16 protein-coding genes are annotated in these 17,249 nt (G+C 56.7%); 7 read left to right on the forward strand and 9 right to left on the reverse strand.

The features are described from left to right. Positions 1-79 precede the first annotated feature (79 nt). The 3 genes from glyQ to ABR39_RS15290 all read left to right on the forward strand — a co-directional run bounded on the left by glyQ (position 80) and on the right by ABR39_RS15290 (position 4,945). Positions 80-991 (forward strand): glycine--tRNA ligase subunit alpha, encoded by a 912-nt coding sequence (gene glyQ / locus ABR39_RS15280; protein WP_003860141.1) that lies wholly within the window; start codon positions 80-82, stop codon positions 989-991. A gap of 9 nt (positions 992-1,000) precedes the next feature. Beyond that, entirely contained in the window at positions 1,001-3,070 is a 2,070-nt protein-coding gene (gene glyS / locus ABR39_RS15285) for a glycine--tRNA ligase subunit beta (protein WP_047347630.1), read from the forward strand. 255 nt (positions 3,071-3,325) lie between these two features. Beyond that, positions 3,326-4,945 (forward strand): ABC-F family ATP-binding cassette domain-containing protein, encoded by a 1,620-nt coding sequence (locus ABR39_RS15290; protein WP_047347631.1) that lies wholly within the window; start codon positions 3,326-3,328, stop codon positions 4,943-4,945. 39 nt (positions 4,946-4,984) lie between these two features. Here ABR39_RS15290 and ABR39_RS15295 read toward each other — a convergent pair whose 3' ends face one another. Further along, a complete protein-coding gene (locus tag ABR39_RS15295; RefSeq protein ID WP_008502755.1) occupies positions 4,985-5,272 on the reverse strand; it encodes an HTH-type transcriptional regulator in 288 nt (95 codons plus the stop codon). A gap of 331 nt (positions 5,273-5,603) precedes the next feature. Between ABR39_RS15295 and ABR39_RS15300 the strand changes: the two genes are divergently transcribed. Then, positions 5,604-6,314, forward strand: a complete 711-nt coding sequence (locus ABR39_RS15300) for a DUF3053 domain-containing protein (protein ID WP_047347632.1) — start codon at positions 5,604-5,606, stop codon at positions 6,312-6,314. Between the two features lie 245 nt (positions 6,315-6,559). After that, positions 6,560-6,772, forward strand: a complete 213-nt coding sequence (gene cspE, locus ABR39_RS15305) for a transcription antiterminator/RNA stability regulator CspE (RefSeq protein ID WP_032615822.1) — start codon at positions 6,560-6,562, stop codon at positions 6,770-6,772. 58 nt (positions 6,773-6,830) lie between these two features. Here cspE and ghrB read toward each other — a convergent pair whose 3' ends face one another. The 6 genes from ghrB to ABR39_RS15335 all read right to left on the reverse strand — a co-directional run bounded on the left by ghrB (position 6,831) and on the right by ABR39_RS15335 (position 12,883). Further along, a complete protein-coding gene (gene ghrB, locus ABR39_RS15310) occupies positions 6,831-7,805 on the reverse strand; it encodes a glyoxylate/hydroxypyruvate reductase GhrB (protein WP_047347633.1) in 975 nt (324 codons plus the stop codon). A 26-nt stretch (positions 7,806-7,831) separates the two neighbouring features. Further along, complete coding sequence (locus tag ABR39_RS15315) at positions 7,832-9,112, reverse strand: MFS transporter (protein ID WP_047347634.1); 1,281 nt, start codon at positions 9,110-9,112, stop codon at positions 7,832-7,834. A gap of 117 nt (positions 9,113-9,229) precedes the next feature. Then, positions 9,230-10,168 carry a sugar kinase gene (locus ABR39_RS15320; protein ID WP_047347635.1) on the reverse strand — a complete coding sequence of 313 codons (939 nt, stop codon included), beginning with the start codon at positions 10,166-10,168 and terminating at the stop codon, positions 9,230-9,232. Between the two features lie 3 nt (positions 10,169-10,171). After that, positions 10,172-10,921: a sugar phosphate isomerase/epimerase family protein gene (locus tag ABR39_RS15325; RefSeq protein WP_047347636.1), complete on the reverse strand. Its 750-nt coding sequence runs from the start codon at positions 10,919-10,921 to the stop codon at positions 10,172-10,174. Positions 10,922-11,024: 103 nt separating this feature from the next. Next, complete coding sequence (locus ABR39_RS15330; RefSeq protein ID WP_047347637.1) at positions 11,025-12,041, reverse strand: LacI family DNA-binding transcriptional regulator; 1,017 nt, start codon at positions 12,039-12,041, stop codon at positions 11,025-11,027. Positions 12,042-12,220: 179 nt separating this feature from the next. After that, positions 12,221-12,883 carry an OmpA family lipoprotein gene (locus tag ABR39_RS15335; RefSeq protein WP_047347638.1) on the reverse strand — a complete coding sequence of 221 codons (663 nt, stop codon included), beginning with the start codon at positions 12,881-12,883 and terminating at the stop codon, positions 12,221-12,223. Positions 12,884-13,095: 212 nt separating this feature from the next. On the opposite strand from ABR39_RS15335, the gene ABR39_RS15340 reads away from it, so the two are divergent. After that, positions 13,096-15,375: a molybdopterin guanine dinucleotide-containing S/N-oxide reductase gene (locus ABR39_RS15340; protein ID WP_047348174.1), complete on the forward strand. Its 2,280-nt coding sequence runs from the start codon at positions 13,096-13,098 to the stop codon at positions 15,373-15,375. Here ABR39_RS15340 and ABR39_RS15345 read toward each other — a convergent pair. Both ABR39_RS15345 and tag read right to left on the reverse strand, forming a co-directional pair. Beyond that, on the reverse strand, positions 15,338-15,784 hold the full coding sequence (locus ABR39_RS15345) for an N-acetyltransferase (RefSeq protein WP_047347639.1): 447 nt from the start codon (positions 15,782-15,784) through the stop codon (positions 15,338-15,340). The two genes, ABR39_RS15340 and ABR39_RS15345, sit on opposite strands and share 38 nt — an antisense overlap. Beyond that, entirely contained in the window at positions 15,762-16,343 is a 582-nt protein-coding gene (gene tag / locus ABR39_RS15350; protein WP_047347640.1) for a DNA-3-methyladenine glycosylase I, read from the reverse strand. The genes ABR39_RS15345 and tag overlap by 23 nt, the downstream gene beginning before the upstream one ends. 153 nt (positions 16,344-16,496) lie before the next feature. Between tag and ABR39_RS15355 the strand changes: the two genes are divergently transcribed. After that, positions 16,497-17,195 (forward strand): autotransporter domain-containing protein, encoded by a 699-nt coding sequence (locus ABR39_RS15355; RefSeq protein WP_047347641.1) that lies wholly within the window; start codon positions 16,497-16,499, stop codon positions 17,193-17,195. Positions 17,196-17,249: the final 54 nt, after the last annotated feature.

The raw sequence follows: 17,249 nt of genomic DNA on the forward strand, positions 1-17,249 counted from the left end.
TTTCGTACTGTATATCTTGCAGCCAGCGGGTATACTGGTCCCTTCCATTTAAAACCACACGTATCCAGCACGAAATACTATGCAAAAGTTTGATACCAAGACCTTCCAGGGCCTGATCCTGACCTTACAGGATTACTGGGCTCGTCAGGGCTGTACCATTGTTCAACCTTTGGACATGGAAGTCGGCGCCGGCACTTCACACCCGATGACCAGCTTACGCGCGTTGGGGCCAGAGCCAATGGCGACCGCGTATGTGCAGCCTTCCCGTCGTCCGACCGATGGTCGTTACGGTGAGAACCCGAACCGTCTGCAGCACTACTATCAGTTCCAGGTGGTAATTAAGCCATCACCAGACAATATTCAGGAACTGTACCTCGGGTCGCTGAAAGAGCTGGGTATGGATCCAACCATTCACGACATCCGTTTCGTGGAAGATAACTGGGAAAACCCAACGCTGGGTGCCTGGGGTCTGGGTTGGGAAGTGTGGCTGAACGGAATGGAAGTGACCCAGTTCACTTACTTCCAACAGGTTGGCGGTCTGGAATGTAAACCGATCACGGGTGAAATCACCTACGGTCTGGAACGTCTGGCCATGTACATTCAGGGCGTAGACAGCGTTTACGACCTGGTCTGGAGCGACGGCCCGCTGGGTAAAACCACCTACGGCGACGTGTTCCATCAGAACGAAGTGGAGCAATCCACCTATAACTTCGAATACGCGGACGTGGACTTCCTGTTCACCTGCTTCGAGCAGTACGAGAAAGAAGCGCAGCAGCTGCTGGCGCTGGAGACTCCGCTGCCGCTGCCTGCTTACGAGCGTATTCTGAAGGCCGCCCACAGCTTCAACCTGCTGGACGCCCGCAAAGCCATCTCCGTGACTGAACGTCAGCGCTACATTCTGCGTATTCGTACCCTGACCAAAGCCGTTGCAGAAGCTTACTATGCGTCCCGTGAAGCCCTTGGCTTCCCGATGTGCAACCGAAACAAATAAGAGGCGGCCATGTCTGAGAAAACTTTCCTGGTGGAAATCGGCACCGAAGAGCTGCCACCAAAAGCCCTGCGCAGCCTGGCTGAATCTTTCGCTGCGAACGTGACTGCCGAGCTGGATAACGCTGGCCTGGCACACGGTAAAATTGAGTGGTTTGCCGCCCCGCGTCGTCTGGCGCTGAAAGTGGCAAATCTGGCGGCGTCTCAGCCGGATCGTGAAGTCGAAAAACGAGGCCCGGCGATTGCCCAGGCGTTCGACGCGGAAGGCAAGCCGAGTAAAGCGGCTGAAGGCTGGGCGCGCGGTTGCGGCATCACCGTTGACCAGGCTGAGCGTCTGACCACCGACAAAGGCGAGTGGCTGCTGTATCGCGCCCATGTGAAAGGCGAGAGTGCAGAAGCGCTGCTGCCAAACATGATCGCAACCTCGCTGGCTAAGCTGCCAATTCCTAAGCTGATGCGCTGGGGCGCGTCCGACGTGCACTTCGTGCGTCCGGTTCACACCGTGACCCTGCTGCTGGGCGATACCGTTATTCCGGCAACCATCCTGGGCGTGGCGTCCGATCGCGTGATCCGCGGCCATCGCTTCATGGGCGAACCCGAGTTCACCATCGACAATGCTGACCAGTACCCGCAAATCCTGCTGGAGCGCGGTAAAGTTATTGCCGACTACGAGCAGCGTAAAGCCAAAATCAAAGCGGACGCTGAAGAAGCGGCGCGCAAGATTGGCGGTAATGCCGATCTGAGCGACAGCCTGCTGGAAGAAGTGACCTCGCTGGTGGAATGGCCGGTCGTGCTGACCGCGAAGTTCGAAGAGAAATTCCTGGCCGTTCCGGCTGAAGCGCTGGTGTACACCATGAAGGGTGACCAGAAGTACTTCCCGGTTTACGCTAACGACGGCAAACTGCTGCCAAACTTCATCTTCGTGGCGAACATCGAATCGAAAGATCCGATCCAGATTATCTCCGGTAACGAAAAAGTGGTGCGCCCGCGTCTGGCGGATGCCGAGTTCTTCTTCAACACCGACCGTAAAAAACGTCTGGAAGATCATCTCCCGCGCCTGCAGACCGTGCTGTTCCAGCAGCAGCTGGGAACGCTGCGCGACAAGACCGACCGCATCGCGGAGCTGTCCGGCTGGATCGCCCGTGAAATCGGCGCGGACGTCAACCACGCGACGCGTGCGGGCCTGCTGTCCAAGTGCGACCTGATGACCAATATGGTGTTCGAATTTACCGACACCCAGGGCGTGATGGGCATGCACTACGCGCGTCACGATGGCGAAGCGGAAGATGTGGCCGTGGCCCTGAACGAGCAGTATCAGCCGCGCTTTGCGGGTGACGAACTGCCGTCCAACCCGGTTGCCTGTGCGGTAGCGATTGCCGATAAGATGGACACCCTGGCGGGTATCTTTGGTATTGGCCAGCATCCAAAAGGCGACAAAGACCCGTTTGCACTGCGTCGTGCTGCGCTGGGCGTGCTGCGTATCATCGTTGAGAAGAACCTGAACCTGGATCTGCAGACCCTGACCGAAGAAGCGGTGCGTCTGTACGGCGATAAGCTGACCAACGCGAACGTTGTGGATGACGTGATCGACTTTATGCTCGGTCGTTTCCGCGCGTGGTATCAGGACGAAGGTTACACCGTTGACACCATTCAGGCGGTGCTGGCGCGTCGTCCGACCCGTCCGGCTGACTTCGATGCGCGCATGAAGGCGGTTTCCCACTTCCGCACGCTGGAAGCGGCATCTGCCCTGGCTGCGGCCAACAAGCGTGTATCCAACATCCTGGCGAAGTCTGATGAAACGCTGAACGAGCGCGTGAACGCCGCGACCCTGAAAGAGCCGGAAGAGATTGCTCTCGCGATGCAGGTTGTGGTGCTGCGCGACAAGCTCGAGCCGTTCTTCGCGGAAGGTCGCTACCAGGAGGCGCTGGTGGAGCTGGCTGAACTGCGTGACGTTATCGACGCCTTCTTCGAGAAAGTGATGGTGAACGTCGAAGATAAAGAGCTGCGTATTAACCGTCTCTCTATGCTCGAGAAACTGCGCGAGCTGTTCCTGCGCGTGGCGGATATTTCGCTGCTGCAGTAACGTGCCCATTGCCCGGCGGCGCTTCGCGTGCACGGGCCCGGAAATGCTAAAAACCCGCTTCGGCGGGTTTTTTTATATCGCATCGATGAAAATTTAACCTTGAAACGTGCAACACATTACCGCTATCCTTATCCGCGTTAACTTTCTCGCTCTGGAGCGCCCCCCAAAAATGAACAAACACGACTGATGAATTTCGATCCTTGCTAAACGCCACCGCGTCGGCAGGGGATGTTTTGATTTCATTCAGGAGTGCTTATGGCTCATTTTGCGCAGTCCCCTTCTTTTATTTTGCATCAGGTCACCTGTCAGTTTTCGACGGGCGATATCCTTTTTGGTCCGCTGAATCTTACGCTGGAACCCTCCCTGTGCGCGCTGGTTGGCCGCAACGGCAGCGGGAAAACGCGTCTGCTGCGCTTGCTGGCGGGGCTGGATCAACCGGCTACCGGTCATATTGAATGCTTTGGCTCGCATTTCTATGTGGCACAGCAGCACGCCATTTCTCCGCAGACCACGGTTGCGGAACTGCTCGGGTACGACGCGATATTTGCGGCGCGTAAACGCATTGATAGCGGCGATTACCAGCCTGACGATTTGGACACGCTCGACGGCCATTGGGATGTCGCCGAGCGTCTGAGCGAGACGTTTATCAATGCCCAACTGCCACCGTTTGATCCGGATAAGCCTGCCGCTGAGCTCAGCGGCGGCGAGCGCATCCGCGCCCTGCTGTGCGGGGCGTTTACGGCGGACGCGGACTTTCTACTGCTGGACGAACCCACTAACCATCTGGACCGGCAGGGCCGGGCGTGGTTCTACGACCAGCTTAGACGGTATCAGGGCGGCGTGCTGGTGGCCTCCCATGACCGCGAACTACTGGAGCAAGTGCCGCGCATTCTTGAACTAAGCCCCTCGGGCCTGCGCAGCTACGGCGGGAATTATGCGGATTATCAAACCCAGCGCGATGCTGAGCAGCAGGCTGCCCGTGCGGCGCTGGAGCATGCAGCAACCGAGCGCAAACGTACTCGGGCACGGATGCAAAAAGAGCATGACGATAGCCAGCGGAGGTCGGCAAAGACATTACGCACCGTCGATACCCTGAACATCGCCTCGTTTGAGCGGGTCAAATACAAAGGCGCGGCAAAGGAACGGATCGGCGCCTGGAAAAAACAGCACAGCGATCAAAATGAAGCCCTGAACGCCGCGGTCAACAAGGCTCGTGAACGGGTTGAAGAAGATAACCCGGTGATGTTTACCCTGCCGGGAAATCAGATCCCGGAAGGTAAACAGGTGCTGGTACTGGAGGATCTGGTATTGCCGCATGTGCCTGTTACCCCTATAACGTGGCGCATGGACGGACCGATGCGCGTGGCGTTAAAGGGACCAAACGGCTGCGGGAAATCGACGCTGTTAAAAACTATCCTCGGTGAGATCGCCCCTCGTTCAGGTACCTGTAAGGTTTCCGTCAGCTGTGCCTATCTCGACCAGCATTTGTCACAGCTCGATCTTTCACAATCGGTCATGACGCATCTCAATTTGAGCCATACGCCTCTGGAAGAGGGGGTATTGCGAACCCGTTTAGCGCAGCTGCAGTTGGGTGCCGACAAAGTCACGCTCCCGCTGGCGGAACTCAGCGGCGGCGAGCGTCTTAAGGCGGCGCTGGCCTGCGTGTTATGGCGCGCTGAAGCTACGCAGCTTCTGCTGCTGGATGAACCGACCAATCATCTTGATCTGGCTTCGGTACAGGCAATTGAAGCGGCGCTGGCCGGTTTCCCCGGAGCGCTGCTGGTGGTATCACACGATGAGGCTTTTTTAAGAGGCTTAACGTTAACGCATGAATGGGTATGGGAAGAGGCGGGCTGGCGTTGTGATAGCCTTTAAAACACAAGCCCCCGCAAAGGCGGGGGCATTCAAACTTCACTACGCTATCTGTTTGCTGAGTGCAGGGTTGGCCTGAATCAGGCGCATCAGCCTTAACTCGGTTGGGGTGGGTTTTTCACGTTTTGACTCCCACTCCTGCACCATAGCCACGCTGACACCCATCGCTCTGGCGAATTCTTCGGTTTTCAGTCCTGTCCCTTTGCGCAATTGCTCATATTCTGTAAAGGGATTGGATTTTTGTTGCAGGGTAATCGTCTGCGGTACATCTTTAAAAATGATCTGTTCCAGGCTGCTCAGCAGCTCAAACTCAGGATCTTTATATTCCATTGAGGACTCCTCTTAAATCTCACATCGTGATCAAGAACATCAGAGAGCCAGTTAAGAATAGTCCCTAATACCAACCCAGGATCGTCACGGTTGTGATTAATCGTGCGGTAACGATCGCTTTACGCGATTCAGCGATATGGATAGTTATGCTAATTACCTGATTAGTCATATGTCGGCTTCGCCAGGTATTTTTTTGTAAATGGTAAGAAATAAATCGGCAATAGCCGTTTTGCATGAAAAGAGTATCTTGCAAGGCTGACCTGGACTATCCTTGTCAGCGTCGGGCACGCGTGTGCCGGTGTGCGCTTTTTTGGGTGAAAGGAGTAATAAAATGGCGACAGGAAAGTCCTGCTCTCGCTGGTTTGCGCCTATTGCGGCGTTGTTGATGGTTGTTAGCCTGAGTGGGTGTTTTGATAAAGAAGGCGATCAGCGCAAAGCGTTTATCGATTTTCTGCAGAATACAGTGATGCGCAGCGGCGAACGGTTGCCGACGTTGACTGCGGATCAGAAAAAACAGTTTGGCCCCTTCGTGTCCGATTACGCCATTCTTTATGGTTATTCACAGCAGGTGAGCCAGGCGATGGATTCCGGTATCCGTCCCGTGGTGGATAGCGTGAACGCCATCCGCGTTCCACAGGATTATGTGACGCAGCGTGAACCGCTACGCCAGTCTAACGGTGCGCTTGGCGTGCTGAGCCAGCAGCTGCAAAATGCGAAAATGCAGGCTGATGCGTCACGTTCTGCACTGAAGCAGGGCGACGATCTCAAACCGGTCTTCGACAAAGTGTATGAGAAAGTGGTGACCAAACCTTCTGAAGCACTGCAACCGCTGATTCCGGCCGCGCAAATCTTCACGCAGCAGCTGGTTCAGGTGGGGGACTTTATCGCCCAGCAGGAGACTCAGGTGAGCTTTGTTGCCAATGGCATTCAGTTCCCGACCTCGCAGCAGGCAAGCCAGTACAATACGCTGATTGGGCCGCTGGCCTCCCAGCATCAGGCCTTTAGCCAGGCCTGGAGTGCCGCAGTCACGGCCACAGAATAAACCGAAAAAACCCCGCTCCTGGCGGGGTTTTTTATGCATATCGAAAATAACGCTTGTTATTCTTCTACCACATCGGTATAACTATCCCCGTCGGTTTGTTACACAGACCTAAAGCAGTTTAGTAAAGCAGTCCAGATTGTTATCCATAGATACCCTTCGTTGTGACCCTTCCTTCATCGCTTAGAAATCTGTAACGCAATCCATCAAGCCGGAAGGCTCAATATATTTTTAATAAGGTAATTTCTATGTCTGGTAAAATGACTGGTCTGGTAAAATGGTTCAACGCTGATAAAGGTTTCGGCTTCATCACTCCTGACGATGGCTCTAAAGATGTGTTCGTACACTTCTCTGCTATCCAGAACGATGGCTACAAATCTCTGGACGAAGGTCAGAAAGTGTCCTTCACCATCGAAAGCGGCGCTAAAGGCCCAGCAGCTGGTAACGTTGTAAGCCTGTAAGCTTCCAACCCAGTAGCACAAAATTCAAAAACCCGCCTTCAGGCGGGTTTTTTCGTTTCTATCGTTGCACTTGCGGGTTCACGCAGTTTATCTTTACCTTGCCGCTGAGGGCAGCGATGAGGTTGTCTACCGCCGTGGCCGCCATGTTGTAGCGCGTCTCATGGGTGGCTGAGCCGATGTGGGGCAGGGCGACCACGTTGGGTAGCGTTAGCAGCGGAGAATCTACCGGCAGCGGCTCCTGCTCGAATACGTCCAGACCTGCGGCGTGGATCTCACCGTTTTGCAGGGCTTCAATTAGCGCCTTCTCATCCACTACCGGGCCACGACCCGCGTTGATGAAAATGGCTGACTTCTTCATTTTCTCAAACGCCTCTTTACCAATCAGATGACGCGTTTCGTCCGTCAGCGGCAGGACCAGGCAGACAAAATCGGCTTCCTGCAGCAGGGTATCCAGCTCGCAGTAACGGGCGTTGAAGCGCTCTTCGGCTTCACTGTGATGACGACGCGCGTTGTACAGAATCGGCATGTTAAAACCAAAATGCGCGCGCTGTGCCAGCGCCAGCCCGATACGCCCCATACCCACAATGCCCAGCGTTTTACCGTGAACGTCCACGCCGAACCAGTCCGGGCCAATGCTTTTTGTCCATTCGCCCGCTTTGACGCGTTCAGCCACTTCCACCACGCGACGGGCCGTTGTAAGCATCAGCGCCATCAGCGTGTCGGCCACGGTTTCCGTCAGGGCATGTGGCGTGTGCATCAGCAGGATCTTGCGGGCGTTAAGGGCATCTACATCGAAGTTGTCATAACCTACGGAAACGGTAGAAGTAGCACGAAGCTTCGGCATTTTCTCCAGCAGGGCGACATCCACTTTTTCGCTTGAACCCAGCAGGCCTTCGGCGCTGGCGAACGCCTCGGCGTGCTGTGCCACGGTCTCCGGGCTCAGGTTCTTCACCTGCGTGACGGTGAAGTGTTCTTCCAGGCGTTTCTGCAGATCTTCCGGCAGGGCTTTATACAAAATGACGGACGGCTTCATGCTAATCTCCGTTGATTTTTAAGGATTCAGGCGTGGCGAGCGCCGACAGGGTGTTGTTGATTATTAGCAGGCTTAACAATCAGAGTAAGCCACACGGAAGCGAAAAGCGCCACCCCCATAAAGATGTACGAGGCTGACGGACTGCCGGTAGCACCGTTCAGGTAACCGACGAACCAGGAGCCGCAGAACGAACCCAGCGCGCCCATACTGTTAATCAGCGCCATCGCGCCACCTGCCACGTTACGCGGCAGCATTTCAGGGATGATGGCAAAGAACGGACCATATGGAGCGTACATAGCGGCACCGGCAATGACCAACAGGGCGTAAGAGGCCCAGAAGTGGTTAGCGCCCACGGCCCAGGAGCCAATGAACGCAAAGGCAGCGATCAGCAGCAGCGGCCAGACAAACAGCTTACGGTTCTGCAGCTTGTCCGATGCCCACGATGCGACGATCATTGCGATGGTTGCCGCCAGATACGGTACGGAAGAGAGCCAGCCTACCTGTACCATACCGAGGTTTTCGCCGCCGCTGCGGATAATGGACGGCAGCCACAGCACAAAGCCGTACACGCCAATGCTCCAGGTAAAGTACTGCGCGCAGAGCAGAATCACGTTGCGGGAGCGGAAGGCTTCGCCGTAGTTGCGTACCGCCTTCAGGCCTTGCTGTTCTTTATCCAGCTGCGCCTGCAGCGCCGCTTTTTCATCTTCGGAAAGCCATTTCGCCTGTGCCGGTTTATCTTTCACCAGCACCCACCAGCAGAATGCCCAGATCACTGCCGGCACCCCTTCGATGATAAACATTTCGCGCCAGCCGAAGGACTGGATCAGGTAGCCAGACACCACCGACATCCACAGTACCGTGACCGGGTTACCGAGGATCAGGAAGGTATTCGCGCGCGAGCGTTCAGATTTGGTAAACCAGTTGCTGATGTAGATCAGCATCGCGGGCATGACCGCCGCCTCAACAACGCCAAGAATAAAGCGAATGGCGGCTAGGGCAGGAATATTGTTCACCACGCCGGTCAGTGACGCGCAGGCGCCCCACAGGATCAGGCAGATGAAGATCAGCTTACGCACGCTGCGGCGTTCCGCATAGATAGCGCCGGGGATCTGGAAGAAGAAGTAGCCCAGGAAGAAAAGGGCACCCAGCAGGGAGGAGATACCTTTGGTGATCCCAAGGTCTTCGGTGATCCCTGCCGCGGACGCGAAGCTGAAGTTGGCACGATCAAGATACGCCAGGCTGTACGTGATAAACACGATTGGCATGATGTACCACCAGCGTTTTACTGCATTGGTCGAACTGTTCATAGGCTTGCCTCTGTTGTTGAGGTTGTTACCGCCGTTGTCTGTAGGGTACACGGTGGTTTAATTATGTGGTGCGGCTTGCTGCCCTCACCCTGGCCCACTCCCACAGGGAGAGGGAATTTAAACGCCGAGCTCTGCTCGCGTTGGTAATCCTTCGCTATCGCCCTGCACCTGAATGGCCAGCGAGCCAATCTTGTTGCCTCGCGCCACGGCCTGCTGCAGCGTTTTGCCTTCCAGCAGGGCGCTAATGACCCCCACGGCAAAACCATCGCCCGCGCCGACGGTGTCGACAACGTTTTCAACCTTCACCGCAGCGACCGCGCCCTGTTCGCCGTCTGCCGTTTTAAACCATGCGCCATCGGCACCGGTTTTTAGCACCACGGCTTTTACTCCTTTGTTCAGGTAAAAGTCGGCAATGCCCTCCGGCGTATTTTCACCGGTGAGAATCATCCCTTCTTTCAGGCCCGGCAGAACCCAGTCCGCTCTGAACGCCAGACGGTTGAGCTTCTCGACCATTTCCGCTTCGCTTTTCCACAGCACCGGGCGCAGGTTAGGATCGAAAGAGATCGTTTTGCCCTGGGCCTTCATTGTCGTTGCGGCATGATCCAGCAGTTCATACGAGCTGGCAGAGAGCGCTGCCGCCACGCCGCTCAGGTGCAGATGGCGCGCGGAGGCAAAATAGTCGGTGTGGTAATCCGCCACGGAGAGATGGCTCGCTGCCGATCCTTTACGGAAATACTCCACAATGGGATCGGTTCCATTTTCGACCTTCGATTTAAGCTGAAAGCCGGTAGGGAAGCGCCCGTCGAGGGTAACGCCTGCGGCATCAATACCCTCTTTTTTCAGCGAGTCGAGAACGAAGTGGCCAAAGCTGTCGTCCCCCACGCGGCTGACCCAGCCGACGTTCAGACCAAGGCGCGCAAGTCCCGTCGCGACGTTCAGCTCTGCGCCTGCCACGCGTTTGATAAAGTGTTCCACCGCGCTCAGCTCGCCCGTTTCGGTGGCGACAAACATCGCCATGGCCTCGCCGATTGTGATGACATCCAGCGTCTTGTGCATGGTTTACTCCTCACGCAGCAGGTTGACGTAATGGCGGGTAACGGCGGTTAAATCCGCCCCTTCCAGCGGGAATTCGATACCGCGCGGGGCATCGGCTGGCAGCTGGCTGAGCAGATCCAGCCAGCGCGCATCGGCGCGGTCCGGTGCGACGGCGCGGAAGTTATCTTTATGCGGCACCGCGGCTTTCACGTGAATATAGCTCACGGCAGGGGCCAGATGGCGGGCCGCTTCTTCGGGGGAGTCACCAACCCACAGCCAGTTACCCATGTCGAAGGTCAGCGTGACGGGGAGCGCCATTTCCCGACAGGCAGTCTGGAAGCGCTGCATAGGCGCGAGCTGACCGCAGTCGGTCTGATCGTTCTCCACGACGAGCGCCATGCCGCTTGCATTCAGTAGCGTACGCATCGCTTCGAGAGGCTGCGCATCGCTAAAATAGCCCAGGGAAACCTTGAGCCACAGCGCGTTCAGGGTGTTGGCCTCAGAGAGGTAGCGGGGCAGGTCCGGGTTGAGGGTGCCGTCCGGCATAAACAGGGCCGCAGGGGCGGAGTAGCACGCCAGCAGGCCCAGCAGCTCAATGGATTCCCCCAGCGCAGGCAGTGCCAGCAGCTCTTCGCTGTTAAACAGTTCGCGGCGGATCTCCACGCCGTCTGCCCCTGCGCCGGCAATAACGGGAAGCATCGCCCGCTGACCGCCTGCCTGTCGCACCTGTTCCGCACCATACGCGGCGGTGACCACCATAATTTTCCTGTCCATCTTCGGACTCCATCGCAACATATCAATACTATTACGCTAGATGGAACCGGTTCCAAAGAAAAGGTCAGGATGTCGAATTTATGATCGGTATCACAAGGGAAAATTAACGCGCGGTGGAGCCGCGAACGATCAGCTCGCCGGAGAAGACCTGCTCGCGAACGGCATCGCTGGTGCCTTCAATGCGACGAACCACTTGTTCTACAGCAGCATAGCCAATTTGCCAGGTGGGTTGTTTGAGGGTGGTAATGCCGACGCCGGCCAGCTCCGCCCACTCCAGCTCATCAAACCCCAGCAGACCGATGTCGCTGCCCCAGTGCAGGCCAATGCGCTTGAGCGAGCGGGCGACCTGAAGGGTCAGCGCCCCGTTGGCGGAGATAACGGCTTTGCGCATCCCGCGATGGCGAGTGTGGAACTGACGCAGGGTGTTATCGAGCTGCCCGGCTTCGTGAAGCGGGGTTTCGGCATTTTCGGCGATCACGCCGGGATAACGCTCCAGCGTGGCGCGAAACGCGCCCAGGCGTTCGCGACGGGTGTTGACCATGCCTAACGGCTCGCTCAGAAAGAGAATCGCTTCGAAGCCTTGTTCAATCAGATGTTCGGTGGCGGTTGTGGCTGCCTGAACGTTATCCAGCCCGACCACATCGCAGGCAAATTCCGGAATTTTACGGTCGATGAGGACCATAGGCAGGGAGGACTGCTGCAGGCGGTTTAAACCCTCTTCACGCATGCCCACCGCGTTAACCACAATCCCTTCTACCTGGTAGCTGCGCAGCAGATCGAGGTAATGCAGCTCCTGGTCGACTTCGTTATTGGTGTTACAGACCAGCGGCGTGAAGCCCTTCTCGCGACAGGCCGCTTCGATACCGCTGAGCACGTTAACGGAATAGGGATTGGTGATATCGGCGATGATAAGACCGATAAGGCGGGTGCGTCCGCGTTTGAGCCCGCGCGCCATGAGGCTGGGACGGTAGTCGAGATCGGCAATCGCCTGTTCAATACGCGCCAGCAATGCATCGGACAACAGGTGTTTCTCGCCGTTAAGGTAGCGCGAAATACTGGTTTTACCGGTTTTGGCGGCTTTCGCCACGTCGCTGATGGTGGCCCGGGCTGGTTTGCTCATCGCTGATTTCCCTGAATTTAGTGAGAATACCTTAGCGGGAAAATCAACGATGGCAAGTAATTTGCCCGGTGGCGCTGCGCTTACCGGAGGTTGCGGTCTGATGCCCTCACCCCAACCCTCTCCCACGGGAGAGGGCGCAAACACTAAAAACGGCAACGGGGTTGCCGTTTTGCTTTTACCTACTGAATTGGACTTAACGTAATTTCAACGCGACGGTTCTGCGCTTTGCCTTCCGCCGTACTGTTGCTGGCGATAGGGTTGGCAGGGCCCATGCCGTTGGTGCGGATGCGGCTCGCTTCAACGCCCTGGGTGATCAGCGAGCTGGCTACGGAATCTGCGCGCTGCTGGGACAGACGCATGTTCAGGTCCTGGCTGCCGGTGCTGTCGGTATAGCCAGTCACGTTCACGGCGGTCTTGTTGTACTCTTTGAGCACCATCGCCACGCCGGTCAGGGTGTTCGCGCCGGCCGGTTTCAGCGTCGCGCTGCTGCTGTCAAAGGTCACGTTGTTTGGCATGTTCAGGATGATGTTATCGCCGCTGCGCGTCACGCTTACGCCGGTGCCCTTCATTTTGTCGCGCAGTTTCGCTTCCTGCACGTCCATGTAATAACCCACGCCGCCGCCCAGCGCTGCGCCTGCCGCTGCGCCAATCAGCGCACCTTTGCCGCGGTCTTTTTTGGAGGAGGAGAGCGCCCCAACGCCTGCGCCTACCAGCGAGCCGATACCTGCGCCGATACCGGATTTACCCGCTTCGCGTTCGCCGGTGTAAGGGTTGGTTGTGCAGCCAGAAACAGCCAGTGCACCGCTCACCAGAGCGGCAATAACGAGTACGCGTTTTTTCATCTTCTTTCCTTAATCCTTTTTATTCTTTGCCACGGCGAGCGTGGCAGTTGATTATGACGTCCAGATACGGAGAAAATTCCGGGTATAACTCTGAAATTTGTGACAAACCATAAACTGCCTCAATAAGAAGGCCGTAAAACCTGCACGCAACCAGGAGCGCACGCTTGAGCACCTCAACGAAAACCATTCTGACCGCCGCCCACTGGGGGCCGATGCTGGTCGAAACCGACGGCGAAAATGTCCTGTCGTCTCGCGGGGCATTGCCAACCCAACATCCCAACTCTTTACAGACCGTCGTTCGCGATCAGGTGCACAGCAAAACGCGCGTGCGCTGGCCGATGGTGCGTAAAGGTTTTCTGGCTTCGCCGGACAAGCCGCAGGGTATTCGTGGTCAGGATGAGTTTGTTCGCGTGAGCTGGGACGACGCGCTGGCGCTGATCCACGCCCAGCACAAGCGCATCCGCGATACCTGGGGACCGTCCTCCATTTTCGCCGGGTCCTACGGCTGGCGTTCTAACGGCGTGCTGCACAAGGCCTCGACGCTGCTGCAGCGCTATATGAGCCTGGCGGGAGGCTATACCGGTCATCTGGGGGATTACTCCACGGGGGCGGCGCAGGCGATCATGCCGTACGTGGTGGGGGGGAACGAAGTGTACCAGCAGCAGACTAGCTGGCCGCTGGTGCTGGAGCATACCGACGTGGTGGTGCTGTGGAGCGCTAATCCCCTTAACACATTGAAAATTGCCTGGAACGCCAGCGACGAGCAGGGCATTCCCTATTTCGACGCGCTGCGCAAAAGCGGTAAGCGCATCATCTGCATTGACCCGATGCGTTCTGAAACCATGGAGTTCTTCGGCGACAGCGCCGAGTGGATTGCCCCGCATATGGGCACCGACGTGGCGATGATGCTGGGTATCGCCCATACGCTGGTCGAAAACGGCTGGCATGATGTCGAATTTCTTACGCGCTGTACCACCGGTTTCGATAAATTCGCTGAATATCTGACGGGGCAATCCGATGGGGTGGCGAAAACAGCAGAGTGGGCGGCCGGTATTTGCGGCGTTCCTGCGGACAAACTCCGCGAACTGGCGGCGTTGTTCCATAAAAATACCACGATGTTAATGTCCGGCTGGGGGATGCAGCGCCAGCAGTTTGGCGAGCAAAAACACTGGATGCTGGTGACGCTTGCCGCGATGCTTGGGCAAGTCGGTACGCCGGGCGGGGGTTTTGGGCTGTCCTATCACTTCGCGAACGGCGGTAACCCCACTCGTAAAGCCGCCGTGCTGGCTTCTCTGCAAGGTTCGGTGCAGGGAGGCGTGGATGCCGTGGATAAAATCCCGGTGGCGCGTATTGTTGAAGCTCTGGAAAACCCGGGTGGTTTTTATCAGCACAATGGTATGGACCGCCACTTCCCGGATATTAAGTTTGTCTGGTGGGCGGGCGGGTCGAACTTCACCCACCATCAGGATACCAATCGCCTGATCCGTGCCTGGCAAAAGCCGGAGCTGGTGGTGATCTCAGAGTGCTTCTGGACCGGCTCGGCTAAGCATGCAGATATTGTGCTGCCGGCGACCACCTCGTTTGAGCGTAACGATCTCACCATGACCGGCGACTACAGCAACCAGCATATGGTCCCGATGAAGCGCGTCGTGGCGCCGCGTGATGAAGCGCGTGATGATTTCGACGTGTTTGCTGAACTGAGCGAGCTGTGGGAAGCGGGCGGCCGCGAGCGTTTCACCGAGGGGAAAACTGACCTCGAATGGCTGGAAACCTTCTATCAGATTGCCGGGCAGCGCGGTGCGGCGCAGGGCGTGACGCTTCCGCCATTCGCTGAGTTCTGGGAGGCGAACCAGATCGTCGAGATGCCGGAGAGCGAGCAGAACGCGCAGTTTGTCCGTTTTGCCGATTTCCGCCGCGACCCGGAGAATCACCCGCTGAAAACCGAGAGCGGAAAGATGGTGATCTACAGCGAGCGCATTGCCAGCTTTGGCTATGCCGACTGCCCGCCGCATCCGATGTGGCTCGAGCCGGACGAGTGGCACGGTAACGCCCAGCCGGAGCAGCTGCAGGTGTTGTCAGCCCATCCCGCGCATCGTCTGCACAGCCAGCTTAACTACACGTCACTGCGTGAGCAGTATGCGGTAGCAGGGCGAGAGCCGATTACGCTAAATACCCTCGATGCAAAAGCCCGCGGCATTGTCGACGGTGACGTGGTGCGTGTATGGAATCAGCGTGGACAGGTGCTGGCAGGGGCGGTGGTCAGCGACGGGATTAAACCGGGTGTGATCTGTATTCACCAGGGCGCGTGGCCTGACCTGGAGCCCACCGAAGGCGGGATCTGTAAAAACGGGGCGGTTAACGTGCTGACCAAAGACCTCCCCAGCTCGAAGCTGGGGAATGGTTGCGCAGGGAATACGGCGCTGGCCTGGGTTGAGAAATATGAGGGGCCCGAGCTTACCTTAACGGCGTTTGATCCGCCTGCCAGCTCATGATCCAGGTCGGGTGCTGAGTGTCATCCTGCCAGGCGCTGTCTTCAATACGAAAGCCCTGAGCATGGTAGAAATTCACCGCCCGGATATTTTTCTGATATACCTCCAGGCTTAAGTGCGGGAAGCGCTGTTGAACGTGGTTCAGCAGCGCGCGCCCGATGCCTTTGCCGATATACGCCGGTGCGACAAACAGTGCGCCGACAAACTGCGACTGCATCACGCTGATAAACCCGCAAGGTTCGCCATCCTGTTCCCAGACCCAGGTTTCAGCTGACGGCAGGTAAACATCGCGCACCATCGCCTCATTCTCTTTCCAGTAGCTCGCCTCAATAAACGGATGCGCTTCGGCGGTGCTTTCAAGCCATAAGCTCAGAAGCTGCGCGGTATTCTCACTTTGCCATTTGCGGATCATGGTGGTCTCCCGGATGACAGAAGCAGCCGGTAACATGGTCGTTGACCAGGCCACAGGCCTGCATAAAGGCGTAGCAGATGGTGGAGCCGACAAACTTAAAGCCGCGTTTTTTGAGCGCTTTCGAGAGCGCATCCGAGGCCGGGGTGGAGGCGGGAATTTCCGCGAGCGTGGCGGCCTGCGTGATTTGCGGATCGTTATTCACAAACGTCCAGACAAAGTCTGAGAACGGTTCGCCGTTTTGTTCCATCGCCAGGTAAGCGCGTGCGTTACCGATGATGGCCTGGATCTTACCGCGATGGCGGATGATGCCGGCATCCTGCACCAGTCGTTCCACGTCCTCATCGGTCATGGCGGCGACGGCGACAGGATCGAACTGGTGAAAGGCGTTGCGATAGTTTTCGCGTTTCTTCAGTACCGTAATCCATGACAAACCCGCCTGCTGGCCCTCCAGGCAGATCATCTCAAAGAGTTTTTTGCCATCGGTTTCCGGCACGCCCCATTCCCGATCATGATAGTCGATATAAAGCTGATCCTGGCTTACCCAACCGCAACGTTCCATCCGTAATCTCCCTTATTGATACTGATTTCGCAAAATTCTCATCCTGACTGGCTTGACGTGTTTACTATAAAGACAATAGTTAATACAGGGCTATAAGCTCTTCCTGAATAACGACAAATATCGCCGAATTCGGCTCTCTCTGGGGTCGCGTTGATGATGATAAAAAAAATCAGTGGTCGCCATGCTGTTTCTGGCCTGGTGGGGATTTCAGCCTGCCTGTTTATGTGTAATACAGCGTCTGCCTGGCAACAGGAATATATCGTTTCAGACGCACAAAATAATACGGCGGAACGCTATACATGGGACGCGGATCACCAACCGCGTTATGAGGATATTCTTGCGGAGCGTATTCAGTCTTCACAAAATGCGCCAGGCCTTGCCCTGAATGTACCGTCTGGCACAACGATGGACGGTGCGATGAGCGTGGGCTGGAACTTCCCGGTTTCAGCGCGTATCACCACCGGCCCGGTGGTGGCGTGGCGTTATGACGGCACGGCTCCCATGATGATCAACGAGTTTGGTGATAGCGTGACGACGCAAGCGCTCACCGACCCGCTCTGGCATGCCAGCGTCAGCACGCTGGGCTGGCGAATGAATACCCAGTACGGCGATCTCCGTCCCTGGGCGCAGATTAGCTACAACCAGCAGTTTGGTGAAAACCAGTGGAAATCGCAGTTTGGCATGCCGCAAACGCCAGCCCCTGCGCAAAACGGTAGCTGGATGGATGTGACCGTTGGAACGGATATGCCGTTTACCACCCATGTTGCGGCTTATGCGTCGCTCGCTCAGGGGGAACATGCCGCCACCGGTGAGGAGTTTTTGTATACCCTGGGCGTCAGTGCGAATTTTTAGAGTTGTTACTTTTTTAAACGTTACGATAACATCCTGAATACAACAACCGCAGGG

It is taken from the genome of Enterobacter genomosp. O, assembly GCF_001022965.1.
Taxonomy (GTDB): domain Bacteria; phylum Pseudomonadota; class Gammaproteobacteria; order Enterobacterales; family Enterobacteriaceae; genus Enterobacter; species Enterobacter cloacae_L.